General features: G+C 41.6%; 23 protein-coding genes and 1 pseudogene. 9 read left to right on the top strand and 15 right to left on the bottom strand.

The window, feature by feature from the left end; genetic code table 11:
- The first annotated feature begins 355 nt into the window (after window positions 1-355).
- Window positions 356-2086: a dihydroxyacetone kinase subunit DhaK gene (gene dhaK / locus WH214_RS08810; RefSeq protein ID WP_336955343.1), complete on the top strand. Its 1731-nt coding sequence runs from the start codon at window positions 356-358 to the stop codon at window positions 2084-2086.
- Window positions 2087-2242: 156 nt separating this feature from the next.
- Here the strand turns inward: dhaK and WH214_RS08805 are convergent, their stop codons facing one another.
- Together WH214_RS08805 and WH214_RS08800 are read right to left on the bottom strand one after the other, a co-directional pair.
- Window positions 2243-2689 (bottom strand): hypothetical protein, encoded by a 447-nt coding sequence (locus WH214_RS08805; RefSeq protein WP_159128198.1) that lies wholly within the window; start codon window positions 2687-2689, stop codon window positions 2243-2245.
- Window positions 2690-2825: 136 nt separating this feature from the next.
- Entirely contained in the window at window positions 2826-4046 is a 1221-nt protein-coding gene (locus WH214_RS08800) for an MFS transporter (protein ID WP_159128197.1), read from the bottom strand.
- A gap of 104 nt (window positions 4047-4150) precedes the next feature.
- Between WH214_RS08800 and WH214_RS08795 the strand changes: the two genes are divergently transcribed.
- The gene (locus WH214_RS08795) at window positions 4151-4933 is read left to right on the top strand and encodes an AraC family transcriptional regulator (protein WP_159128196.1); all 783 of its coding nucleotides are present in this window, start codon (window positions 4151-4153) and stop codon (window positions 4931-4933) included.
- A gap of 15 nt (window positions 4934-4948) precedes the next feature.
- Here the strand turns inward: WH214_RS08795 and def are convergent, their stop codons facing one another.
- Window positions 4949-5434: a peptide deformylase gene (gene def / locus WH214_RS08790; protein WP_159128195.1), complete on the bottom strand. Its 486-nt coding sequence runs from the start codon at window positions 5432-5434 to the stop codon at window positions 4949-4951.
- Between the two features lie 213 nt (window positions 5435-5647).
- Between def and WH214_RS08785 the strand changes: the two genes are divergently transcribed.
- A complete protein-coding gene (locus tag WH214_RS08785; RefSeq protein ID WP_339421392.1) occupies window positions 5648-6925 on the top strand; it encodes an MFS transporter in 1278 nt (425 codons plus the stop codon).
- Between the two features lie 70 nt (window positions 6926-6995).
- Here WH214_RS08785 and WH214_RS08780 read toward each other — a convergent pair whose 3' ends face one another.
- From WH214_RS08780 to pnuC, 3 genes are all read right to left on the bottom strand, one after another.
- Window positions 6996-7505 carry a DUF2505 family protein gene (locus WH214_RS08780; RefSeq protein WP_159128193.1) on the bottom strand — a complete coding sequence of 170 codons (510 nt, stop codon included), beginning with the start codon at window positions 7503-7505 and terminating at the stop codon, window positions 6996-6998.
- Between the two features lie 134 nt (window positions 7506-7639).
- Window positions 7640-7909, bottom strand: a complete 270-nt coding sequence (locus WH214_RS08775) for a hypothetical protein (RefSeq protein WP_339421395.1) — start codon at window positions 7907-7909, stop codon at window positions 7640-7642.
- Window positions 7910-7917: 8 nt separating this feature from the next.
- Window positions 7918-8493 carry a nicotinamide riboside transporter PnuC gene (gene pnuC / locus WH214_RS08770; RefSeq protein ID WP_339421397.1) on the bottom strand — a complete coding sequence of 192 codons (576 nt, stop codon included), beginning with the start codon at window positions 8491-8493 and terminating at the stop codon, window positions 7918-7920.
- Between the two features lie 199 nt (window positions 8494-8692).
- Here pnuC and WH214_RS08765 point away from each other — a divergent pair, with 199 nt between their 5' ends.
- Genes WH214_RS08765 through WH214_RS08755 form a run of 3 tightly spaced genes read left to right on the top strand, consistent with a single transcriptional unit; the run spans window position 8693 to window position 11043 of the window.
- Window positions 8693-9490, top strand: a complete 798-nt coding sequence (locus WH214_RS08765; protein WP_339421399.1) for a crotonase/enoyl-CoA hydratase family protein — start codon at window positions 8693-8695, stop codon at window positions 9488-9490.
- A 53-nt stretch (window positions 9491-9543) separates the two neighbouring features.
- Window positions 9544-10452, top strand: coding sequence for an alpha/beta hydrolase family protein (locus WH214_RS08760; RefSeq protein WP_339422938.1), 909 nt, complete (start codon window positions 9544-9546; stop codon window positions 10450-10452).
- A gap of 6 nt (window positions 10453-10458) precedes the next feature.
- Window positions 10459-11043, top strand: coding sequence for a TetR/AcrR family transcriptional regulator (locus tag WH214_RS08755; RefSeq protein WP_339421402.1), 585 nt, complete (start codon window positions 10459-10461; stop codon window positions 11041-11043).
- A 9-nt stretch (window positions 11044-11052) separates the two neighbouring features.
- On the opposite strand, the gene WH214_RS08750 is transcribed toward WH214_RS08755, so the two are convergent.
- A complete protein-coding gene (locus tag WH214_RS08750; protein WP_339421404.1) occupies window positions 11053-11529 on the bottom strand; it encodes a hypothetical protein in 477 nt (158 codons plus the stop codon).
- Window positions 11530-11866: 337 nt separating this feature from the next.
- On the opposite strand from WH214_RS08750, the gene WH214_RS08745 reads away from it, so the two are divergent.
- Window positions 11867-12313 carry a GNAT family N-acetyltransferase gene (locus WH214_RS08745; protein ID WP_339421406.1) on the top strand — a complete coding sequence of 149 codons (447 nt, stop codon included), beginning with the start codon at window positions 11867-11869 and terminating at the stop codon, window positions 12311-12313.
- Window positions 12314-12346: 33 nt separating this feature from the next.
- Here WH214_RS08745 and WH214_RS08740 read toward each other — a convergent pair whose 3' ends face one another.
- The 4 genes from WH214_RS08740 to WH214_RS08725 form a co-directional block, all read right to left on the bottom strand.
- Window positions 12347-14221, bottom strand: a complete 1875-nt coding sequence (locus WH214_RS08740) for a sensor domain-containing diguanylate cyclase (protein WP_339421408.1) — start codon at window positions 14219-14221, stop codon at window positions 12347-12349.
- A gap of 126 nt (window positions 14222-14347) precedes the next feature.
- Complete coding sequence (locus tag WH214_RS08735) at window positions 14348-14686, bottom strand: FKBP-type peptidyl-prolyl cis-trans isomerase (RefSeq protein WP_004981094.1); 339 nt, start codon at window positions 14684-14686, stop codon at window positions 14348-14350.
- A 48-nt stretch (window positions 14687-14734) separates the two neighbouring features.
- Window positions 14735-15265: a YaeQ family protein gene (locus WH214_RS08730; RefSeq protein ID WP_004981095.1), complete on the bottom strand. Its 531-nt coding sequence runs from the start codon at window positions 15263-15265 to the stop codon at window positions 14735-14737.
- A 68-nt stretch (window positions 15266-15333) separates the two neighbouring features.
- Window positions 15334-16338 (bottom strand): CobW family GTP-binding protein, encoded by a 1005-nt coding sequence (locus tag WH214_RS08725; RefSeq protein WP_339421413.1) that lies wholly within the window; start codon window positions 16336-16338, stop codon window positions 15334-15336.
- 475 nt (window positions 16339-16813) lie between these two features.
- Here WH214_RS08725 and WH214_RS08720 point away from each other — a divergent pair, with 475 nt between their 5' ends.
- Entirely contained in the window at window positions 16814-17017 is a 204-nt protein-coding gene (locus WH214_RS08720; RefSeq protein WP_004694446.1) for a hypothetical protein, read from the top strand.
- A gap of 245 nt (window positions 17018-17262) precedes the next feature.
- Here the strand turns inward: WH214_RS08720 and WH214_RS08715 are convergent.
- Both WH214_RS08715 and WH214_RS08710 read right to left on the bottom strand, forming a co-directional pair.
- A pseudogene (locus tag WH214_RS08715) lies at window positions 17263-17784 on the bottom strand (acyl-CoA thioesterase).
- Window positions 17785-18093: 309 nt separating this feature from the next.
- A complete protein-coding gene (locus WH214_RS08710) occupies window positions 18094-19092 on the bottom strand; it encodes a patatin-like phospholipase family protein (RefSeq protein WP_339421415.1) in 999 nt (332 codons plus the stop codon).
- A gap of 138 nt (window positions 19093-19230) precedes the next feature.
- Between WH214_RS08710 and chrA the strand changes: the two genes are divergently transcribed.
- A complete protein-coding gene (chrA, locus tag WH214_RS08705) occupies window positions 19231-20418 on the top strand; it encodes a chromate efflux transporter (RefSeq protein ID WP_339421417.1) in 1188 nt (395 codons plus the stop codon).
- Window positions 20419-20470: 52 nt separating this feature from the next.
- Here chrA and WH214_RS08700 read toward each other — a convergent pair whose 3' ends face one another.
- Together WH214_RS08700 and gltS are read right to left on the bottom strand one after the other, a co-directional pair.
- A complete protein-coding gene (locus WH214_RS08700) occupies window positions 20471-21946 on the bottom strand; it encodes an alanine/glycine:cation symporter family protein (RefSeq protein ID WP_339421419.1) in 1476 nt (491 codons plus the stop codon).
- 74 nt (window positions 21947-22020) lie between these two features.
- On the bottom strand, window positions 22021-23262 hold the full coding sequence (gene gltS / locus WH214_RS08695) for a sodium/glutamate symporter (protein WP_004981109.1): 1242 nt from the start codon (window positions 23260-23262) through the stop codon (window positions 22021-22023).
- Window positions 23263-23613: the final 351 nt, after the last annotated feature.

Genomic DNA, 23613 nt, shown 5'->3' with positions numbered 1-23613 from the left:
GATGCATTAGCAAAATCTATCGTCATTTTTTAAAAAAATTGATCATTTCTATTATTGTAATTTTATAAAATATAATTAATATCCTCTTGGATTAGTTAATTGATTAATCAATTAACGCTTAGCATTCATTTTTATTTAATTAAAACAAGGACGGATTAAATAAATTGATGCATCAAAAGCTAAAACAAGGACAGATTTCTTTGAATATATGCAAATATTCTACAATTCATAATCCCGACTTTATTCTAATGGCAACATCCATCATTAGCGCATGAACAAGTCCATCAAAGGGTGAAGAAGTTTTGTCCAGAATTTTAGTGCTTATTCACTCCTATATATACTGATTGGTAGCTCAATGAAAAAACTCATGAACGATGCAGAAAGCATCGTAGTCCAAATGTGCAAAGGATTTGTACTAGCTCATCCAGAACTTGCATTCAATGAATCTTATAAAATTATTTCCCGTAAAGAAAAACACCAAAATGTTGCCTTGATCAGCGGTGGTGGCAGTGGTCATGAACCTGCTCATGCAGGCTTTGTGGGACAAGGCATGCTTGATGCTGCTGTTTGCGGCGATGTCTTCGCATCACCTTCACAAATTCAAGTCTATAAAGCCTTACAACAAGTAGCCTCAGACAAAGGCGCACTGATGATCATCAAAAACTATTCTGGCGATATGATGAATTTCCAGAATGCTGCTGCACTTGCTGCTGATGATGGTATTCAAGTCGATTTCGTTAAAGTGGCGGATGATATTGCGGTGAATGACAGCCTATATACTGTTGGTCGTCGTGGCGTTGCTGGAACCATCTTTGTACACAAAATTGCAGGTGCTGCAGCATCTAAAGGCTATGAGTTGGCACAGGTCAAAGCACTTGCACAAAAAGCTGCGGACAGCGTCACCAGCCTTGGCTTTGCATTTACATCATGTACAGTTCCCGCGAAAGGTACACCAACACTGATTTTAGCTGACGACGAAATAGAATACGGCGCAGGTATTCATGGTGAGCCAGGTATCCGCCGTGAGAAAATTTTGCCTTCTAAAAAATTAGCACAACGCATAGTCGATGATTTGTTCCTCGACCGTCCAAACTTAACAGAAGTTGCCGTACTTGTTAACGGCTTTGGTACAACGCCATTACAAGAGTTGTATGTATTCAACCAAGATGTTTGTGAACATCTCGCAGTTCGAGGTATTAAAATTTACCGCACCTTTGTCGGCAACTATATGACCAGTATCGATATGGCTGGTGCCTCTGTTTCGTTATTGGCTTTAGACGATGAGCTAAAAGGTTATTTAGATGCTGAAGCAGATACTCCTGCATTTAAAATGGATGGTTCGGCTGCCCTGCCATTGGAGTTTGCAACAACTGGTTCACAGGTGGAAGGTACATTAAATACCGATATTGAAACGCAAGCAGAGCATGCAGAAATTGCCAATGAGCAATTCACTATTGAAAATATGCGCTATGTGGTTGATGTCATGAGTGCTTGCATCATTAAAAATGAAGTGCCGTTCTGTGAACTTGATGCACATGCAGGTGATGGTGATTTTGGCATGAGTGTAGCCAAAGGCTTTAAACAGCTTAAACGCCAATGGCATGAACTTGCACAAGCACAACACATGGACGACTTCTTGTTTAACTGTTCAATGATCATTATGGAGCATTGCGGTGGAGCTTCTGGACCAATTTGGGGTTCTGCTTTCCGTGCTGCGAGCAAATCGATCCAAGGTAAAGAAACCTTAACAACAGCTGACTTTGCTGCCATGCTACAAGACGCGGTTAAAGGTATTCAAATCACAGGTGAACGTTCATTTGGCCGTGGTGCTGTGGTGGGTGATAAAACCTTAATTGATGCCTTGGTACCATGTGCGGATTCATGGTCTGCAAATACCAACAAAAGCTTTAAAGAAAACTTTGTCTTAGGTGCTCAAGCCGCGGTAAAAGGTGCAGAATCAACTAAAGAGGTTGTCGCTCGTATGGGCCGTGCAGGAATTGTTGGGGATCGAAGCTTAGGCCACCCTGACGCTGGCGCGCATGGTTTAGGTGTAATCTTTACCGATATCGCCGAGCATCTTAAATAAGCTAGCTTACACAACACCCTAAAAGCATCGAAATCATTTCGGTGCTTTTTTATTTTTTAAATCTCCTTGTGCATCATTTCTTTCTACTTTGAAAAAAGAAGAAACCCTAAAAATTATTTGGAAGCTGAAAATCAGAAAGATTTATAATCAAATGACCTAATTGCTTGTGCTTATTGCCACCACATTCCAGTGATGCATCATCTCGCGCAGTACAATAAAGTAAACCAAACTAGAAAGACCGTCATCAGCCACTTTAGACACATAGTATTCCCTGCGCTCAATAAATGTATTAAAAGCACTTTCGAGCTGCACACGGTCAATTTGCTGCTGATCTGGAAAGAATAATGCTAAGACTCTTTGAAATAAGGTATCTGAAGTCATGGCAGTCTTGGGTTGGGCATACTTCATCTGAACGGATTCTAACAGCTCTTCAATCACATAAATCATCGACTCAATCGCAAGCTCATCCAGCAGCCCATGGCGCATACTATTCGACTGTATATAGCTTAAACCTTGATCTAGCTGTATATGCTGTCCATCCATTTCAAATGAAAGTCGATCTACGCCCAAGGAAAATTTGAGTACACCATTCAAATCAGTCATCGCTTCAATACTCCAAAGTCGAAGCACATAGCCCCAATGTATTTATACATAACGATAATCAACCTACCGAAATGCAATCGCGCCATCTTCGTTTGATAAGATAGCGCGATTAAAACTAAAGGTCAGCAGTATTCAGTTAGTTTGCTTGAGTCTTCGGTAAAAAGAAGGTCGCCAAACCAATTAAAGGCAATAACGAACACACGCCAAACACCCATTCAATGCCTTTGACGTCAGCTAAATATCCTAAAGCTGCTGCGGCGATGCCACTCACCCCAAACATTAAACCAAACATCAAACCTGCAATCATGCCAACTCGTCCCGGAACAGCTTCTTGCGCATAGACCACCATTGCGGCAAAGGCAGAAGACAGCACTAGACCTGTTATGACTGACAATACTGTAGTCCAGAACAGATTGGCAAAAGGCATCATTAAAGCAAACGGTGCCATGCCAACAAAAGACACCCAAATCACTGCTTTACGCCCAATTCGGTCTCCAATCGGCCCACCAGCAAATGTACCCAGAGCCACCGCAGCCAAAAAGGCAAAGAGATGTAATTGCGCACTTTGTAAACTGAGCTGAAACTTGTGCATTAAATAAAAAGTGAAATAGTTACTGATGCTGGCGATGTAAGTAAATTTGGCAAACATCAACACGCAAATGGTCGACAGCGCGATGACGAGTTGACGCCCATGTAGTTTACTTTGGACTTGATGCGCACGTGCTGCCAACTGTTTTTTACTGTGGCTGATGCTCCAACGGCTGACACCGAACAGAACCCAAATCGCAAGTAAAGCAAATACAATCAACCATGCCACGGCATGCTGTCCAAACGGTACAATGATCAACGCTGCCAATAAAGGCCCAATGGCTGTACCAGTATTGCCACCGACCTGAAAGGTCGATTGTGCTGTACCAAAGCGTCCACCTGAAGCCATTCGCGCCACACGAGAGGCTTCAGGGTGAAAGGTTGAAGATCCCACACCAATCAATGCCGAAGCCATAAGCAGTACAATAAAATTTGGTGAAAATGCCAACAGTAAAATGCCGCTAAAAGTCACCACCATGCCGAGTGGCAGCAGATAAGGTTTCGGATGTTTGTCGGTATACAGTCCAATCCAAGGTTGCAGTAGCGATGCCGTAATTTGATAGACCAATGAAATTAATCCGACTTGCGCAAAGCTTAGGGAAAAATTGGTTTTCAGCATTGGATAAATGGCTGGCAAAACTGCTTGAATCAAGTCGTTGAGCAGATGCGCAACCGCCACCGCTCCCACCACTTTTATAATCATACCTTGCGGTTGCTCATTGATTGTAGCTTGACCCATACCCTCTTTCATTTGAATTGAAGACGACATCCCTCGCAAACTCCATGTATTTTTCATCAGGCATTGATTGTAAAATGTCATTCATAAGACTATCTTCCAATAATCATTGTATAACTGACAATTTTAAACTGCACATGCCAAATTCTCTGATTCAAACCGAAATGTCCGAATTGGTGATTGGGCTTTCTTCTGAGCATACCTATCGAGAGATTACCCCTGCGCATACCCATTCGCGGGCGCAGTTTCTATATGCTTCGACAGGGATGATTCAAGTGTTCACCCCGAATCATGTCTGGATCGTGCCGCCAATGTGCGCGCTATGGATTCCGGCACATGTTGAACACAGTGTGATTTCATTAAGTCGGGTGAAACTCAATACCGCATTGGTTCAGGCAGATGCAGCTGCACTGCTAGGGCAACATTGTTTTATTATTCGGGTTAGCAAGTTATTGCATGAACTCTTGATTCGACTCAATGCGATTGAACACATTCCACCTTCCGAGCTGATCAGCTCTGATGAACTGTCACGATCTCTACAGATTTTAATTTTTGATGAAATTCATAAAGCCAATCTGTTGCCGATTCAAATTCCATGGCCGCAAGATCGACGCTTAATGAATATTTGCCAAGCGCTATTAAGTACGCCCGATCAGTTAAAAGATTTAAGCACATGGGCTGATGAAATTGGCACCAGCTCCAGAACCTTGATGCGCATGTTTCAAAAGGAAACAGGGCTGTCTTATCGTGCATGGGTTCAGCAAATGCATATTGCCCATGCCTTAAGTAAAATTGCCAGTGGCGAGTCCGTTGCGCAGATTGCAAGATCTCTTGGTTATAGCAATCCGAGTGCGTTTAGTAGCATGTTTAAACGTCATTTGGGACAAACCCCACAACAGTTTAAATATAAAGATGAATAAAAACAACACTCGCGCCTAAGCACTCAGGCGATCGACAAATAAAATACCATTTAGATGGTCTATTTCATGTTGCACAATGCGTGCAGGAAAACCTTCAAAAGTGCTTTCCATTACCTCACCAGTCAAAGTGTGATACAGCACCTTAATGCTTTGCGCACGCTGTACCTGACCACGCTCATTCGGTACGCTTAAACAGCCTTCTTCACCTAAGGTCGTTGCCTGCGAAAACTCTAAAATCTCAGGATTGACCATCACCACGGCGTCCATTTCAGGCGCATCGGGATAGCGTAAATTTGGCCGTGAAGCCACAATAATGACCCGCTTTGAAATATAGACTTGTGGTGCGGCAATGCCCACACCGCTCCGCTCCAACATGGTCGCAATCATGGCAGAGGCCAACAGCATGAGCCAGTCGCTATTAAATTCTGCATCTGCTACGCGAGCAGCTTTGAGTCTTAAAATATCTTCACCACGTTGTGCAACAGGTAAAATGACACTCATACACAAATCCTAATTTTTATACCTATTTATTCTTTTTATATCATAAGCTTTTTATCTCGCCTGCGTTATATATTTACGTTGACCATCAAATCAACTATGTTGATTCATGTATAATTTTTAGTTCACACCCAGTAAAGAAAGATTGATTATTCATTCAAAAAAGACTTCTTTAAAATCAAATATAAACCTTTATTCAGCTTTGGAAATATACGCATGGATGCAACACCACGTTTGACCAGAGAAGACAAACGTACCCTTGGGCTGTCATCACTCGGTGGTGCACTTGAGTTCTATGACTTTGTTATTTATGTTTTTTACGCCAAAATTATTTCTGAGTTGTTCTTTCCCGCAGGGCTCAGCCCATTTTGGGCCATGCTGAATACTTACGGTATTTTTGCCGCAGGTTACTTCTTCCGTCCACTTGGCGGCGTAGTCATGGCGCACTTTGGCGACCTCATCGGGCGCAAGCGTCTATTTAGTTTATCTATTTTGCTCATGGCTTTACCTACCCTCATGATCGGGGTCATGCCAACTTTTGAAACGATTGGTTATGCTGCGCCGCTGCTTTTGCTCCTTATGCGGGTTGTACAAGGCATCGCAATTGGTGGAGAAATTCCAGCGGCATGGACATTTGTCTCCGAACATGTCCCTTCTAAAAAAATTGGTTTTGCTAATGGCTTACTTACGGCTGGTTTGTCACTCGGCATCTTGCTCGGTGCTTTAATGTCACTGTTCATTTCTCTTCAGTTTAATGAAGCAGCTATACATGATTGGGCATGGCGCATTCCCTTTATTGTGGGTGGTATTTTTGGCTTAGTGGCCTTGTATTTACGCAGTTATTTGAAAGAAACACCTGTATTCAAAACCATGCAAGCACGTAAAGAGCTGTCTAAAGAAATGCCGGTGAAACAAGTCTTAGCCAACCATAAAACCGCCGTGGTGATTGGCATGCTCTTGACTTGGTTCTTAACTGCTTGTGTGGTGGTACTGATTTTAGCCATGCCAAACTTACTGACGGGTGCCTTTGGCTTTGAACGTAGCGATGCTTTTCAAATGCAAAGTGCTGCGATCATTATGCAAATGCTGGGATGTATACTCGCTGGGACCTTAGCCGATCGTTTTGGTGCAGCCAAAGTCCTGATTGTTGGCTCGCTCGGTGTTGCCGCTATCGCGACCATTTTCTACCACAGTTTAGGTGCGGTCAGTCCAACTACTGTGTTTGTACTGTATATGCTTTTGGGATTCTTTTCAGGCACGGTAGGGCTTGTGTCCTATAGCATGGTCAAAATGTTCCCTGCTCCGATCCGCTTTTCGGGCATTTCGTTTTCCTACAATGTCGCCTATGCCATTGCAGGAGGCATCACACTGCCTTTGGTTCAATGGCTCAGTCTCTATAGCAACATTGGCGCGATGTATTATATTTGGCTGGTCTGTTTGGTTTGCTTCTTCACAGCTTTGGTTTATCGAACTCAGTTTGAAACCAAGCCATAAAATGATAAAACCCTTCAATCGAAGGGTTTCTTTTTATGTAAGCTACTTTGAAAACATGAGGTCAAAGCCTTTAGCTTAAGGTTTCTGCATGCAGATTTTGGCGCAGTTCATCTTCCACAATATCCAACTCGATTTGGCTAAACTTACGGATTTCACCTTCAGCATGTTTTTCTAACATACCGCCAATTAATGGTACTTTTACTTTTACCGTCCATTCCAGTTGAAAGTGAATCTGCTCATCATTACCCGATACACTACGTTGGCACACGGCTTCTAAAGGTAAGTTGGGGTCTAAACGAACTTCCGAGCTGAGCACAACTAAATTGCTGACGTCCGTACGTTGTAAACGAAAGGCATCTTTTAGAAATTTCTTCGCAATATCGGGAATATTGACATCCAAATTATACGCGCGCTTGAGGGTATAAATATCGCCGACTTTATTCGACTCCAAAATTTCCAACTTCTCACTGGGAATACGACGACAAACATTTTCATGTAAGCTGATATCGGCTGCGAGTCGACGGAAGTCATCCAATGAAACACCTTTGATGGTGGCATTGACTACAAACTGATGTGCCATAGTATTAAATCCTTTATTTTTTGTTTTTGTAAACATCCATGCCCTGATCAGGACTGAAAAACTGGATCTCGTCATCCTGTAGAAGGGTCAAATATAGACGATGCTCCAGCACCGACTATACCGTGATCTAGATTTCAATGTGTGCCATTCTGTATGACAATATCATCTGCAATATAAATAAAAACCACACGCTCAAAACAGGCCAAGCGAATATCAAAATGCTCGGCCCCATCATCCAGTCCTGTAACCGACCAAATTGCACTGCTGGGTAAATCACCCAGCCAAGTGGCCTGATAAAAATCCGCAACCGAATCAAAGTCCAGATATTGCTTTGGACTTCCCTTTAACCGTTCGATGACCGACTCAAATTGAACCAATTGTGCGTGTTTAAAGTCAATCAACATTACCTAGCCTAAACACTTTTCAGCTGTTGTTTATGGCGTACCTGTGTCCATTGCCACCATCCAAAAGCCGCCAAGCCAACAAAGCCTGCATATAAAGCTGCGGTTAGGAACAAATCTTTATAGATAAACATACCAACATAAACAATATCAACAAATACCCACAGTATCCATGTCGCAATATGTTTATGACTGGTCCAATAGGTCGCCAACAGACTAAATGCTGCGAGCTGCGCATCCAATAGCGGTACAGCAGCATCGGTAAAATACTTTAAGCTCAAGCCAAATGCTGCACCAGCCACAGCGGCAAGTAGCATTTGCAAAATCACTTGCCGAACTGTAATCGGTTCAATCCGAATGTCATGATCTTGTTGTTTACCTTTGAGCCAGTGATAAAAACCGTAAAAGTTCACCACTACAAAGAAAAACTGCAAAATGGTTTCACCATATAACTTATAGGTATAAAACAAATAGGCATATAACAAGAAAGCAGCGAAGTTAAACCACCAACACCACATATTGCGCTTAATGGTCAACGTCACCCCGATTAAGCTAATGATGACTGCAAATATTTCAAGGCTAGACATGGTTCAACTGGTATTCAAAGAAGTGCTGCTATTATGAAAAAAAACTCAATAAAGGCAAGACAATTCCACTCAATCTAAACATGGATCTTTTTTCGAGGAATCGGATCAAACTATCGAGTCACAGAATGCATACGCATAAGTTTTGACAGTTTTCTAACAATCGTTTAAAAACTTATAAAACGATGCAGGAATAATCAAAATGTCAGAACAACAAGGTCGTGTCAGTCGCGAAGTTCGCGGTTCGTTATTTTTAATTGGTTTAGACCGCGCAGCCAAGCGCAATGCTTTCGATAGTTATATGATTCATGACTTATCACTGGCCCTTACCGAATATGAGGATGATCCTTCACTGCGCTGTGCTGTAATTTTTGCCCACGGGGAACACTTTACCGCTGGGCTTGATTTGGTTGAGTTACAACCCAAACTCACTGCAGGCGTTTTCGACTTTCCTGCGTCACAAATTAACCCTTGGGGCACCAGTTCCAGACCTCGCACCAAACCCGTGGTTGTGGCAGTCCAAGGCTTTTGCTTTACCGCGGGAATTGAACTCATGCTCAATGCAGATGTGGTGATTGCCGATGCCAATACACAATTTGCCCAAATGGAAGTACAGCGCGGCATTTTACCCTTTGGCGGTGCAACGGTTCGCTTTGTACAAGCGGCGGGTTGGAACAAGGCTATGCGCTATCTACTCACAGGTGACAGCTTCAATGCACAAGTAGCTCTCGATCTCAATTTAATTACCGAGGTCATAGAAACATCCACGCCAAATGCTGCATTAGAGCGAGCATTGGCCCTTGCAGAATCAATTGCACAAGCTGCACCACTGGCCGTCCAAGCCACGCTGGCTTCTGCGCAAGAAGCCGTACAACACAGCGCAGACTATGCCTTTGCACATTTACAAGAGCACCTCAGCCCGCTACTCAAAACCCAAGATGTCCAAGAAGGTGTCATGGCAATGCTACAACGCCGCCCTGCTCAGTTTAAAGGACAGTAAAGCTCAAAAGTCTGGAACCGACTTTAGTATTTAACAAAAAAGAAGAAACGATGATGCAAGGCACAGCCCATTTAGATTCGCCCCAAATTGAGAAACAAACTGTAAAATTTTCAGCAACCGATGGTTATGTACTCGTTGGTACACGTTATCGCTCATCTGAGCCGATCAAAGCCAACATCATTGTTGCCAGTGCAACAGGTGTACCACAGCAGTTCTATCGTCGCTTTGCTGAGTATGCAGTAGCTCTAGGTTATCAAGTCCTAACTTTTGATTATCGTGGTGTGGGGCTTTCTGCACCGAAGCAACTCAAAGGTTTCGGCATGTCCTATTTGGACTGGGGGCAGCTAGACTTGTCGGCTGCCATTGACTCTATCCGCAAAGATGACAAACCTATCTTTGTGGTTGGACACTCTTATGGAGGCCAAGCACTCGGTTTAACCCGCAACCATGACCAAGTCACTGCGATGTATTGCTTTGGCACAGGTGCGGGTTGGCATGGCTATATGCCGTTTCGGGAGAAAATGAAAGTACATGTCATGTGGAATCTTATTTTCCCGCCGATGGTTGCACTAAAGGGCTATCTGCCTTGGAGCCTGCTGAAAATGGGTACCGATTTACCTGTAGATGTCTACACACAGTGGCGAAAATGGTGTAAAAATCCGACCTACTTTTTTGCAGATCCCGAGCAACAACACTTACTGGAACAGTATGCACAGGTCAAAACCCCAATCTATGCTGTTTCAGCACTGGATGATGACTGGGCTTTACCGAACTCAAGGCATGCATTTATGCAGCATTATCGGCATGCGAACATGCATTATCTCAATATTGAAGCCAGTGACTATGGCTTGAAAGAAATTGGACACATGGGATATTTCCGCCAAGGGGCCGAAGCCATCTGGGACGATATGCTGAACACTTTCGATGGCTATTTATCATCACCAACCACGACGGAACGTTAAAGCTCTATGCGCCCACAAAAACTGAGTAAAGAACAAATCCAGTTGCACTGCATGCAAACCTTTAAAACCCATGGTTATGCAGGCACCAGTATGGATTTATTGGCAAAGTCTTGTGGGCTCAGTAAAGCGGCATTTTATTATTATTATCCCAATAAAGAAGCTTTGGTTTTAGATATTTTGCAAGTCAGCCAGCAATACTTAAACCATAAACTGTTCAGCATTTTGTGTGATACGCACTTAGAGTATTGCGTTCGCTTTGAACACTTGCACCAGCAAGCGGTCAACTTTTTTAGTGCGGGTGTTCAAGGCTGTTTAGTCGGGATGCTGTCTTTGGAAGTCCCACATTTATCCGAACAAATTCATCTCAAAATTCAATCGATTTTCCAAGATTGGGAGTTGGCGTTGTTGCACTACTTTCAGCAAGTCATGCCTATTGCTCAAGCTGAGGCACTGGCTAAAATCAGTGTTGCCGATTATGAGGGGGCAATTTTAATGACACGCTTAAAACAGGATGACTTCTACCTAACTCATGTTGCAGAACGAATTCTTAAACAGTTATCCATGGCTGTGATAGATGCTGTAGAAGCTTAAGCGAGGAGATCAATCCCGAGTACGATAGCTTTTTTTATGCTCGCATCCACTGCGGTCAATATGCGTATAAAACATGCCATAACGACTTACATAGTATTCAAGCGACTGATCATAAAAGCTCCAAAAAATAGACCATTCATTTAAATCCATTTTGCGAATTTGCGTCTGGGTTTTCGCAGGCATTTTGACCAATAATGTGCTTTGCATCAACGTTGCATCTTCTTCGACCGTGAGCAATATCGCTTGATCTAAAAATAGAGTCGCCACGTCATCGAACAGCTCTTGTTCATAAGCATCAACTTCAATAACACGCTCAACCTGAGGTGATATATTGGTATGCGTTGCCATTTGCACAGATGCTGCTTCCGATTCAACCGCTTTTTTTTGTCGCTTCAGAAAGCGGTGCTTTTTTTGAATTTTGATTACAATAATAGATGCCGCAACCAAAGCAATGAGTATGCAAATCATCAGTAAAAATGTCGCCATGCCCTGCTCTCGTAACAAATATTCCCTTTTAAAATACAGCATTATCGCTCAAATAAACATCAAAATAATTAAAGCAGACTGCGTATGAACTCAAATGCTCAATTCGATGACTTGTAATTGGGTGTTGATTCTCAGACCAATTCAAGTGATTCAACACATATTCGCACGAATGTGAAAGGCATCACGATATGTGATTTTTCACTCACAAAATCACTATAAAAAATAATTAACTTAGTGTGATTGAACAACAAAGTTACATCCGTACTAACAGTAATTCAATTTAATAAATACAGTCGCTAGCATGAAATAGCTGTTTCTATAGCTCTAAGAAGAAAAGATGATACGGGCAGCCCAACTTCAGGACATTCCTGAAATTTTAAATGTCGTGCACGACAGTATTCGATCATGTATCAAAGACCACCATCGCCATGAAAGTACGATTCAAATTTGGCTAGAAAATAAAACCCAATCCAACCTGATTATGTGGATGCACTATAACGACAGCTGGGTCTATGTACTCAATCAGCACGTAGTAGGGTTTATTATGGTCAGTGATCAAGGTCGTATTTTACTCAATTATATTTCATCCGCTGAACAACAGCGCGGCATTGGGAAAGCCTTATTAGAAACCGTTATTGAACATCTTAAACGTAAAAAAATTCGTCAAATGAGTTTAGAAAGCACCCAAACAGCATGCTCTTTTTATCAAAAACATGGCTTTCAAATCCACATCCAAGACATCTCAAATCCCAAAATGGTGACTATGGTTAAACTCTTATCCTAAAGGTGATTGACCGGAGCATGACTCACCTAAAAATCACTTATTTTCATATGATTCATTGGGCATTTTCATCTGATCACGCCCCGCTTCTTTGGCTTGATACAGTTTTAAATCGGCCGCTTTCATAAGGTCGTGAATATTGGCATAACTCGTTTCACGATCCATCCACGACACTCCCATACTCAAAGTCACATAATCTTTGCCATCTAGGCGGTTATGATGCTCAAAGCGCGCACTGCGCACCGCATCTAAAACGGTTTGCATGATCTGACTAATAATCACAATTGGGACATTATATAAAACAATGGCAAACTCTTCCCCACCATAGCGTGCTAAGTAGGCATTATGTGGCAGTACCGCACCAATCACTTTGACTAGATTTTGCAGGACTTCGTCGCCCTTTAAGTGCCCATAGTAATCATTATAATTTTTGAAATAATCGACATCCATCATGGCAAAAACCAAAGTTGCATGACTATCTTGTTGTGTTTCAACAAAGCGCTGCTGAATTTCTTGATTCAATGCACGCCGATTATAGGCGCCTGTTAAGGCATCAATTTGAATTTGATATTCGAGTTTTTCATTTAAGTCATGTAATTGAGAGGTGCGCTGTTGCACTTTTTGGTCTAGAGAATCATTCAATTCAATTAAATTATTATTTAAACGTTCGGTATGGTAAGTCTGATAAGCATAGTTACGTGATTGTTGGAACATCACCAAAAGTGCATACAGACTGGTAGAGATAAAAGAGAGATGAATCGAATCAATCACATGCAGCGTCAACAAAAAGTCATGGATAAACGATATACACAGCAATACCACGGCGTATAAATTGAGTTTTGAATATTTTTGCTTGGTCTTTAAAGTAATGTAAAAACCATAAGCAAAATTAAGCAAAATTATAATACTGAAGAATGCGCTATAAAAAGCCAGCTGCTCAAAAATGACTTGATCGGATAATAAGGTAATGACGATATTCAAGGTCAAAACCAGCATTGAAATGGTATAAATCCAATGCTGTAAATAATGCTGATTAAGAAAATACATATAGCTCAAAAAGAACATGACCGCTAAATAGATAAATAAATATTCTAAGCGTATACCCCACAACCAGTTGATATCTAGGAAAGTCGTATAAGCATATGGCGCGGTAAAAAGATTATGTAATGCTAGGAATAAAATAAAAATACCAAAAACAAAAATACTTTTACTATTCCGTTCATCTGAACCACGGAACATCGAGAACATGGTGGTGAACATTCCAACACCAAACACCACGCCACAGATCATGGCAATACTCATCATCAGTTGCTGATAATGTCGATTAATCGTTTTAGCAATGCCAATATGCATGGGGCTTTCAAGGCCGCCGCGTAAATTGTTAAAGTTTGAGGCTTGTATACTTAAAGTAAAATAGGGGCCGTCAGGGACAAAATAAGCAATCCGCGGTGCATTTTCTGTTTGCTGTGCTCCCGCATTATCCGCGACATCCCCTAAACGAACTAAAAAATCGCCATTGAGATAAACCCGATAAGCACAATTTTGATTGGGGATATGAATGGCTAATCTTCGGCCAATAAATTCCTCCGGAATTTTGAAATGACCGACAAAAGTCCCATAACCCGTATTACTGCCTGTAAGTTCTTGAAATGAAATTGGCAGTTCGGTAGTTTTAGAAGGGAGTTTACGATTAGGCTGAGAAATCAGCTCTTGGTCATAATAAGACCATGTACCTTTTAAATAACTGGTGGTTTGTTCGGTGAATTGAATGTCATTGACATTTTTTTGGTGCAAATAATACTGCGTAGGCTCAGCTTCATATTGTGCCCACGTCGAAGGTATTAAACTTAAAACCAGCAAACAGCCTAAAATAAGCCCAAACAAAGACTGTTTGCTCAATGAGCTATACAAAAGCGACTCTTCCCTTAAATACGCTCTGCCTAAGAATTAATCTACAAATGTTTTTCTTAAAAACCAAGTGTTTTTACAAATGAATCAAATACATCCTTGTAATTGCCTAATTATCACTAATTTTGATTAATCACGTGTTTTTACATCATACAATTCAATTTCAAAAATCAAATTTGAATTGGCAGGAATAATATTGCCCATTTTACGCTCACCATAAGCCAAATGTGACGGTACGATGAGTTTACGTTTACCGCCCACTTTCATCCCCATAATACCTTGGTCCCAACCTTTAATGACACGGCCTGTCCCAATCACGGTTTCAAAGTAATTTCCGCGGTCTAACGATGAGTCGAACTTGGTTCCATCTTCTAACCAGCCCGTATAATGCGTGGTGATTAAAGCACCTTTGACTGCTTCTTTGCCTTCACCGACAACCAAATCAATAATTTCTAATTCTGCGCTCATGTTCTCGCTCCAACCTGTTCAATCAATAAATCTAGTTAAACTGCATGCTTATTGCAATTGCGTCCACTCAATAATGGCTTGAGCATGGTCACCAATTAAGGTCCACTCACCATCCATTACATTCAACTGAAGTTGCATGGTCCGCTCACACAGGGCTTGAACCGCTTCAGTACTTGCAGTCGACAATTGCCAAATTTCAACATTGTTCAATGTCTTCAACTTACTGTTGCGCTTATACCATTCATCGACCGCTGTGCCATAAGTGACAATCGCCACTTGCTTACAACGTGCACTGGCTTTTTTCACTTTATCTTCGTCTGGGCTGCCCACTTCAATCCATTTCACCAGCTGACCCGTGAGGTCTTTTTCCCACAGCGCAGGCTCATTGGTTTCAAATAAGTCTTTGGTAAACTCTAAAGCTTCATCCGCAAAACGTGCAAACGCTAACAAACGCACCATCAAACGCTCAATGGTTTCTGAAGGATGCAATGCCAAAGTCAGTTGATAGTCCCCATATTGGTGGACATCCATATTGGCAATATTCAAATCTGCCTTATAAATTGTAGCTTTAAGCGCCATACATACCATCCTCAAATTTGCCGACTAGCATATAAGATTTCGGCTTTTTTTGCTTAAAACAATTTAAGTCATTGCTCAATGCGGCATGCAAAAAGTGCGCTTTCAAAACCCATCCAATCTCTTTCTTTTTGAACAATCAATTCAACTCGGTTATCAATCCCTTCTTCAACATCTTGATAGTTAAACTGTTCAGGATTGAAATTAAATGCCTTCCACCCCTGATTGGTATGGAAAATTCCTTTAATCCGTCGCCAATCTTGCTGTTCACAAAGTAAATCTAATAAATCGTAAAAGTCAAAAACCCAACGCTTCGGCATTTTCCAACCTGCAACACTATAACCTTGCGCCGTTTCTACATAGTGATACGGCAACTGTTTAATCTCAGGAAAATCTTGTTGAGTTGCTTTCAACTGTTGCTGAATGTTCAGTAAAGGCTGCTTTAGTCGTTTTGTTCCGATGTACTCAAAATCGATTTGCGTAAGCTCAATCTTGCCCTGCTCTGCCATCAGCCACTGCTGAGCATAAGGCTGATATTCGGTTTGCAGTTTTTCAAGAGCATCTTGATCTGCTTTTTGCATATGAGCTTGATGCGAAACCACCACAATCTGCGCCGCTTTTAATTGATCCTGATAGAGATTTTGTAATGTCCATGCATGATCATGTAAACGTGAACCATCCAGCACCGTGATCGGTGCACGCATGTGCAGGGTCGAGTGCCAATGTGGCTCGGTCAGTTGCTCTAGTAACTGTGCTGGATGTCCCAAGCCTGTGGGTTCAATAAACAGCCGATCAGGCTTTTGTTCTGAGAGCAACCGAGACAGTGCAATTTGCATCGGTAGTTGGCTGCTACAACATAAACAGCCACCAAGTAATTCTTTCACCGCATAGCCTTCTGTTTGTGGCATGAGCTGTTGATCTACGCCAATTTGCCCAAACTCATTCATCAGTACCGCCCAAACTTCATGTTCCGGTTTCTGACCTAACAAATGCATGAGCAAAGTAGTTTTACCTGCACCAAGAAAGCCCGAAATAATATGCGTAGGAACCGCCTGCGGCATCGACATCAGTTTCAAAATTTTATACCTAGCATGGAAAATGATAAAAACAGCACAATAAAATAAGCCATCATCTTAATTTAAATAACCAATTTTCTCATCTCAAATCCATGGCATCGAACACTCAGCATTCAATTGGCTGACATTCCATTCATCGATACCCGTATTAGACAAACTTCCTTACATTTTACTCAAAACTGAAATTAGGGTTTCGCACTTAATTCGCATGCTTTGTACAGTTTATGTGAGTTTTCAAACATCTATATTGATCATTAATTCTTCATTCCCTCTCAATCTATTCACAAAAAACTTCTACTTGTTACTTAAAGCTTACTATTTTTTCATCATCTGTAGTTTTAGGTAATGTGCACTTTTCACATTGTTGCTTCGATTGAACCGCAGATATTCAGGCGATAGCATGAAGCTCAGTTCAAATTGATGTGATGATCAGTCTGAACTATTTTTATCTATAAAATATAAGGATGCCAAAACCATGAAACTTTCACACTTAATTATTGCAACATCTTTAACAGCTGCGAGCTTTGCAACTTTTGCTGCACCTCAACAAGCGCCAGCTCAAGAAGACAAAGTTGTGGTATCAACCCAAGAAACAGCTGAAACCACAGACTTAAGTGCAAATGCACCAGCTTCGGAAGCATCAGCAGAGCAACCGAATCAAGAAAAAGCCGCTAAATAATTGAAATGTTGAGAGATCCAGTGGCTTTACTCTCCTGCTGGATCGCAACAACTTTTTAGCGTCACTTGAAACCAAGATATATCCTGTCTTGGTTTCTTTTAATTTATGTGCATGGACTATAGAAGTTCAAGATCAACAGGTGCAGAAAGCCAAATTTGCGTAGTTTTCCCACATGAGCTTCTATTCAAAACATAAACGTCAGACATAAAAAAGATCCCCTATGCAGGAGATCTTTTTTTAAAAACTTAACTATGTGAGGTTTTTTTATAAATACTGCACGAAGGATGATGGTTCTCTTGTAAACGCGCGACCTTACGTTGTTCTGCCGCTTCAAAACGGCAACGCTTCCAGTCATTGTCCAAATTCAACGCAGGAATTTGTTTTGGCTTACCATTTTCATCTACCGCGACCATGGTGAAGTAACAACTATTGGTATGGCGTACTGTACGCTTTTGAATATTTTGTGCTTCAACACGAATACCAATTTCCATCGAAGTACGACCGACATGGTTCACGCTTGCCAAGAAAGTCACTAACTCGCCCACATGAATCGGCTATTTAAAATTAACTTTATCAACCGATAAGGTCACCACATAACTTCCTGAAAAACGACTTGCACACGCATATGCCACTTGGTCTAACAGTTTCAAAATGGTGCCACCATGCACATTTCCTGAAAAATTCGCCATATCAGGTGTCATTAAGACCGACATAGTGAGTTCAGACTGGTCATCCGCAGCCGCAGCAATTTGATCTAATGGGGACATCGCGTTCTCTAATTGGTAAGATAATAGGATATGTGACATTTATTATATCGGTTTTGAACGCTAAATTTGGTAACAAAACCATCATTATTATTTATAGTGATTTGAATATCATTCAAAAATATATATATAAAGAAGACTAAGCTTTTGAATCTATAGGCCTTCTTTAAATTTTAATTTATTCAAAAACATTGTCGCTGTGATCTTTTCGCAGCACATAAATGGCTTTGAGCCTCATTAGCATGTATTTCTAGTTATAGAAACACATGCTAGTCCAGTCCATTCAGGCTTTTATTTTGAGATCACACCAGATCAATGCGTTCGTGCTTGAATACTTTGAATATTCAATTTTTGCTTATAATTTTTCTGCGCAAAAACTTTTTGAATCTGTCCTAACTGCGCAACGGTTGCATCGACCCCAGCTTGCATGGTCAACTCACGTCCACTCACATCAAAAATATGTACTTTCTCACGTAAGTCTGGCTGAATCACAATATCAGCATTTTTCAGCTCAATTTGTGCAAGGTTCTTTTGCATAATATTGATATTTTGGTTAAACAGCCCCCAAACATTTGAGGTTTCGGTATACATTGGCTGTGCCAAAATATCAACTGCAATAATAATATCCGCCCCTAACTTACGTGCGACATCAACAGGCACGGGGCTGACTAAACCGCCATCCACATATTCATCAGTACCAATCTTAGTTGGAATAAACATACTCGGGATCGATACCGATGCTCGAACCGCTTGACCAGTATTGCCATAGTTAAAGACGACTTTTTTGCCTTCTTTTAACTGCGTCGCCACCACATACATCGGGATAGGTAAGCGTTGAAGTGGAATGTCGTTCACTTGTTCATTGACATAGTCTTCAACTTTTTGACCATCAAAGAAACCTTTCATGTCCAAACGAATATCTCGCACGTCATTGGCTTTCATATTCAGCGCAATATCACGAATTTGATTGGCATTTTTACCACTTGCATACAGTGAGCCGACGATACTGCCGGCACTAGTGCCGACGATAAAGTCGGGATGAATCCCCGACTGCTCTAAAACTTGAATCGCACCAATATGCGCATAACCACGTGCACCACCACTCCCCAACACCAAGGCAATAATTGGACGGTTTTGTTCTTTTTTGAGATGTTTAAAATTGATCTGGTTGAGTCGCTCTTGGGCTTCCCCTGACTCAGTTTCGGCTGAAAAAGCCTGATTTGGCGTTTCTTGAGCAACTTTGGGCATGCTTTGACAGCCTGCTAAAGCGAGCAATGTAAACGACATAAGGCTAAGTTTAATGTTCAACATGATTCACCGAGGTTGAGATAGCGCGAAGTTTTCCAGCAGCATAGTGTATGAAAATCAGCAGTCCAAGTACTGTTGTTTTTCGTAAAAGCGTCATATTCCCCTATTATAATCTGTTTCAATTTTTCAGCATAATTCAACATGCACACTCAGCAACTCACTCGCATCTTTCTGCACTTTTTAAAATTGGGTTGCTTGTCTTTTGGTGGGCCTGCTGCTCATTTGGTGTTTTTTCACCGACATTTTGTACAGCAACTTCGGTGGTTGAGTGATGCTGAATACACCCAACTGGTTGCTCTCGCACAATTGCTCCCTGGGCCGACCAGCAGCCAAGTGGGTATTGCCATTGGTTATCAACTCCAAGGCTACCGCGGTGCGTGCGCGGCTTGGCTCGGTTTTACTTTGCCGTCTATGCTCCTCATGGCATGTTTCGCGGTACTGGGTCAGCAGTATTTCAATCAACTCAGTGCGATGACACTACATAGCATTCAGTTGATCGTTTTTGCTGTGGTGGTCTGGGCCTTTTGGCAAATGTTGACAAGTTTCTGCAAAACTATCTGGCAATATGTGCTGATGCTACTTAGCACCTTGTTTCTTTACTTTGTGCCATGGTCATTCAGCCAAGTTATCGTCATCTTTGTTGCTGCTCTGGTCGGTATTTATTTCGCATCAGATTCGACATCAAAGCTCCAAGACAGCAGCTTAAAATCAAAAGTCCAAGCAAAGCAGACTTATCTTTGGCTAATTGCCTTTGTTTTGCCTTTTGTAGTTTTTATAGTGTGGCATTCATCTTCTTTACTCTTTTCACAGAGCCTATTTAGTTTTTATCATGCAGCATCTTTGGTTTTTGGTGGCGGGCATATTATTTTGCCACTTTTACATCAGGACTTCGTCGTCAGCCATATTTTATCTGCCGAACAATTTGACTTGGGTTATGCACTGGCTCAACTCATGCCCGGCCCCTTATTTAGTTTCGCCAGTTACTTAGGTGCTTTATTACCTTTAACGCCCTTTGTTTGGCTGAATGTGGTTCTAGCCACTTTAGCAATCTTTCTGCCCTCATTCTTTTTAATCTTTGCAAGCTTGCCCTATTGGTCTTGGCTTATGCAGCAAGCTGCGATACGAAAAGCCGTGATTGGGATTAATGCTGCAGTGGTCAGTTTACTGCTGTGTTTAGTGATACAAATGGGACAAAGTTATTTCAAGCATTGGACTGACTTAGTTTTTGTAATCGCTGTTATTTTACTGCTTCGAACCAAACTCCCGATTTGGCTAAGCCTGATTTTAAGTTTTGCACTGTATCAGCTGTTGTTTTACTTTAGCGGTTAAATAGCCATAAAAAAGCCCCTATCAATGTAGAGGCTTTTTTATGGCTAAATAATTACCAAATGTCTGATTTCACTTTGTCTTTAAATTTAGGATGGTTATCCAATTTAAACACTGGCTCTTTAACACCTTGTTTCAGCTGTGCCAAATAGTCTTTTAACAGCATCAATAAGAATGGTGTTAACAGCAAAATAGCAAACAAGTTAATGGTGGCCATAATGCCCATGAACAAATCCGCAGTGTTCCAAATGAGAGGCACGCTCATTACTGAACCGAGATACACCATAATCAAAACAAAGATACGGAAGACGAACATCACCTTGGCATTGTTATTGATAAATTGCACATTCCCTTCAGCATAGGCATAGTTACCAATGACTGATGAAAAGGCAAACATGAACAAAATCGTTGCAAGGAAGTCATCACCCCAAGAACCAATTTGGCTCTCTAAAGCCATTTGGGTGAGCGCTACACCTTCAAAGCCCGCATCATGATAAAGTCCTGAGGCCAAAATAATAATCGCTGTACATGAACACACCACGAAGGTATCCACAAATACACCGAGCATTTGTACCAAACCTTGGTTTACAGGGTGCTTTACATCCGATGCAGCTGCCGCATTCGGTGCTGAACCCATACCTGCTTCATTAGAGAATAAACCACGTTTAATCCCCATCATCATTGCCATAGAAACCATCGCACCGAAGAAACCACCAGCAGCAGCTTCAAACTCAAAAGCTTTAGAGAAAATGAGCTGGAAGATATCGGGTAAAATAGCGTAATTAATTATGGCGATATATAAAGCAACAGCCAAATACAACAAGGCCATCAATGGCACAAAACTTTCTGCCACTTTAGCAATACGTTTGATCCCACCAAAGATAATCATTGCGGTCAGCAAGACTAGACCTAGTCCAACCCAAGACACCACAATATGAATGCCACCGAGTTCAAATGCTAGATTGGCTTTATCCCATCCCCATGCGTGTGCTGTTGCACCTGTAATTGCATTGGCTTGTACTGCGTTAAACACAAAACCATAGGTTGAAATAAGCGCAACAGCAAAGACTACACCCAACCATTTTTGTTTCAGGCCTTGGGTAATATAGTAGGCAGGTCCACCACGGAACTGTTTATTTTCTTGGTCACGCACCTTAAACAACTGCGCGAGAGATGACTCTACAAAAGCCGAACTCATACCCAAAAATGCAGTGACCCACATCCAAAATACTGCACCCGGTCCACCAATCGCAATTGCGATCGCAACGCCCGCAACATTACCTACACCCACACGACTTGCAAGCCCAGTGACAAAAGCCTGAAAAGGTGTAATGCCATGATCATCATCACATTCCTTACGGCTTGATTTCATGACCTTGATGCTGTGCAAAAATAAGCGAACCTGTACTGCACCCGTAATTAGGGTGTAAAACACTCCGACCGCAACAAGGAAAATCACCAAAAAGTCCCACAGAGGTCCATTCAGTGTATTCACCCACCCGAGTAATGTTTCATTTAATTGATCATTCATCTCGATATCCTAATTATTGTGAGAGACCTGAAAGCAAAAAAGCCCTAGTTTCCTAGGGCAAATTGCATTTCCAATTAGTTAAAATATTGCAAAATAGACTGAATGACAGCCACGTTAATCAAGTCTACAAAGAATGCGCCACATAAAGGCACAATCAAGAATGCCTTGTGCGAAGGACCATACATGTTGGTAATCGCCTGCATGTTTGCAACCGCAGTCGGTGTTGCACCCATACCAAATCCACAGTGACCCGCAGATAGCACCGCAGCATCGTAGTTTTTACCCATTACACGGAATGTCACAAATGCAGCATATAAGCCCATCGTAATCGTTTGCGCACCTAAAATTACCACAAGCGGACCTGCAAGGTCAGCCAATTGCCATAATTTCAACGAAAGTAGCGCCATCGCAAGGTACAACGACAATGATGCGTTACCAAATACATCAATCGCACGGTCAAAGATTTGAACTTTGAAAATACCTTCCAGCACATTACGTAAAATCACACCACCTGCAAGCGCCCAAACAAAAGTCGGTAACTCAAGCATTGTGCCTTTCATATGGCCGGTCATAAAGTCAGCAAAAGCCAAACAGCCTGCAAACAAACCTAATGTGGTAATCGCATTATCCGCAGTGATTAAACGCACACGATGTGGATATTCAAACGGTACATATTCTGTTGAATTAATATCAGTCAGTGGCGTGTTATCACTCTTTTCAATTTGTTCATTGGTACGTGGCGTCGCCAATTGATAGCGGTTAATAAGTAACTTCGCTAAAGGACCACCAATCAAACCACCGATAATCAAACCAAATGTCGCACTCGCCATACCCAAAGCTAATGCACCTTGGATACCATGTTTAACTTCTAGAATTTCACCCCAAGCACCCGCAGTACCATGACCACCAGTTAAGGTAATTGAACCTGCAATCAAACCAATAAGTGGGTCAATGCCCAATAAAGTTGCAAGGCTAATGCCGACAAAGTTTTGCACCACAATAAATGAAGCGACAGCCATCAAGAAAATAATCAGACCGATCCCACCCTCACGCAATTTGGCAAAGTTTGCACTTAAGCCAATTGAGGCGAAGAAAATCAGCATAAAACTTGTTTGCAATTCGCTACTGGTCGTGATGCTATAGCCCCAAAGACTATGCACAACCAAGGAGATAATCGCTGCAACTAAACCGCCTGCGACAGGCTCAGGAATGTTGTAGCGTTTCAAGAAACCAATTTTATTTACCAAGAAGCGGCCAAGTAACAAAACAATGACAGCAGCAATCAAGGTATAAAAAGCGTTAAAAGTAAATTCCATGACAATTGTCCATAAAGCGGATGCTTAGATTTTGTTATCTGGCTAATAAGCCACCGAATCCATTGATACTTCAAGAGATATTTCGTAAATCTGAGACAAACTCAGTCTTGCGTATGGAAATTCAGGCAATGGGTAAATTGGTAACAAACTAAGCGATCTGATGCATAACATGTTCAGTTCTACATGATGAGTAAACTGAAATAACGTAATGCCCAATAATGTTTGGACACAGATACGGTTTTTTGAAAAAAATCACAAAACCGCCCCATATTGGCTCAAAAACAACCAATAAAAGTACAATATGGGCGAAAGACCGACATTATGCAGATTTTTTATAGATAATCTTTATTT

The sequence above is a fragment of the Acinetobacter sp. MYb191 genome (assembly GCF_037572605.1).
GTDB classification, from domain to species: Bacteria; Pseudomonadota; Gammaproteobacteria; order Pseudomonadales; family Moraxellaceae; genus Acinetobacter; species Acinetobacter johnsonii.
The sequence above is the reverse complement of the archived record's forward strand: the minus strand, read 5'-3'. Positions and strand labels throughout refer to the sequence as shown.

Bases quoted from the DNA above. Each gene is read 5' to 3' on its own strand.
- WH214_RS08730 (WP_004981095.1), bottom strand. From the start codon at position 15,265: ATGGCGCTTAAAGCTACAATTTATAAGGCAGATTTGAATATTGCCAAT.
- dhaK (WP_336955343.1), top strand. From the start codon at position 356: ATGAAAAAACTCATGAACGATGCAGAAAGCATCGTAGTCCAAATGTGC.
- WH214_RS08755 (WP_339421402.1), top strand. From the start codon at position 10,459: ATGCGCCCACAAAAACTGAGTAAAGAACAAATCCAGTTGCACTGCATG.
- WH214_RS08760 (WP_339422938.1), top strand. From the start codon at position 9,544: ATGCAAGGCACAGCCCATTTAGATTCGCCCCAAATTGAGAAACAAACT.
- WH214_RS08700 (WP_339421419.1), bottom strand. From the start codon at position 21,946: ATGAATGATCAATTAAATGAAACATTACTCGGGTGGGTGAATACACTG.
- WH214_RS08750 (WP_339421404.1), bottom strand. From the start codon at position 11,529: ATGGCGACATTTTTACTGATGATTTGCATACTCATTGCTTTGGTTGCG.
- WH214_RS08795 (WP_159128196.1), top strand. From the start codon at position 4,151: ATGCCAAATTCTCTGATTCAAACCGAAATGTCCGAATTGGTGATTGGG.
- pnuC (WP_339421397.1), bottom strand. From the start codon at position 8,493: ATGTCTAGCCTTGAAATATTTGCAGTCATCATTAGCTTAATCGGGGTG.
- WH214_RS08765 (WP_339421399.1), top strand. From the start codon at position 8,693: ATGTCAGAACAACAAGGTCGTGTCAGTCGCGAAGTTCGCGGTTCGTTA.
- WH214_RS08800 (WP_159128197.1), bottom strand. From the start codon at position 4,046: ATGTCGTCTTCAATTCAAATGAAAGAGGGTATGGGTCAAGCTACAATC.
- gltS (WP_004981109.1), bottom strand. From the start codon at position 23,262: ATGGAATTTACTTTTAACGCTTTTTATACCTTGATTGCTGCTGTCATT.
- WH214_RS08735 (WP_004981094.1), bottom strand. From the start codon at position 14,686: ATGAGCGCAGAATTAGAAATTATTGATTTGGTTGTCGGTGAAGGCAAA.
- WH214_RS08785 (WP_339421392.1), top strand. From the start codon at position 5,648: ATGGATGCAACACCACGTTTGACCAGAGAAGACAAACGTACCCTTGGG.
- chrA (WP_339421417.1), top strand. From the start codon at position 19,231: ATGCACACTCAGCAACTCACTCGCATCTTTCTGCACTTTTTAAAATTG.
- WH214_RS08775 (WP_339421395.1), bottom strand. From the start codon at position 7,909: ATGTTGATTGACTTTAAACACGCACAATTGGTTCAATTTGAGTCGGTC.
- WH214_RS08780 (WP_159128193.1), bottom strand. From the start codon at position 7,505: ATGGCACATCAGTTTGTAGTCAATGCCACCATCAAAGGTGTTTCATTG.
- WH214_RS08805 (WP_159128198.1), bottom strand. From the start codon at position 2,689: ATGACTGATTTGAATGGTGTACTCAAATTTTCCTTGGGCGTAGATCGA.
- WH214_RS08720 (WP_004694446.1), top strand. From the start codon at position 16,814: ATGAAACTTTCACACTTAATTATTGCAACATCTTTAACAGCTGCGAGC.
- def (WP_159128195.1), bottom strand. From the start codon at position 5,434: ATGAGTGTCATTTTACCTGTTGCACAACGTGGTGAAGATATTTTAAGA.
- WH214_RS08710 (WP_339421415.1), bottom strand. From the start codon at position 19,092: ATGTTGAACATTAAACTTAGCCTTATGTCGTTTACATTGCTCGCTTTA.
- WH214_RS08745 (WP_339421406.1), top strand. From the start codon at position 11,867: ATGATACGGGCAGCCCAACTTCAGGACATTCCTGAAATTTTAAATGTC.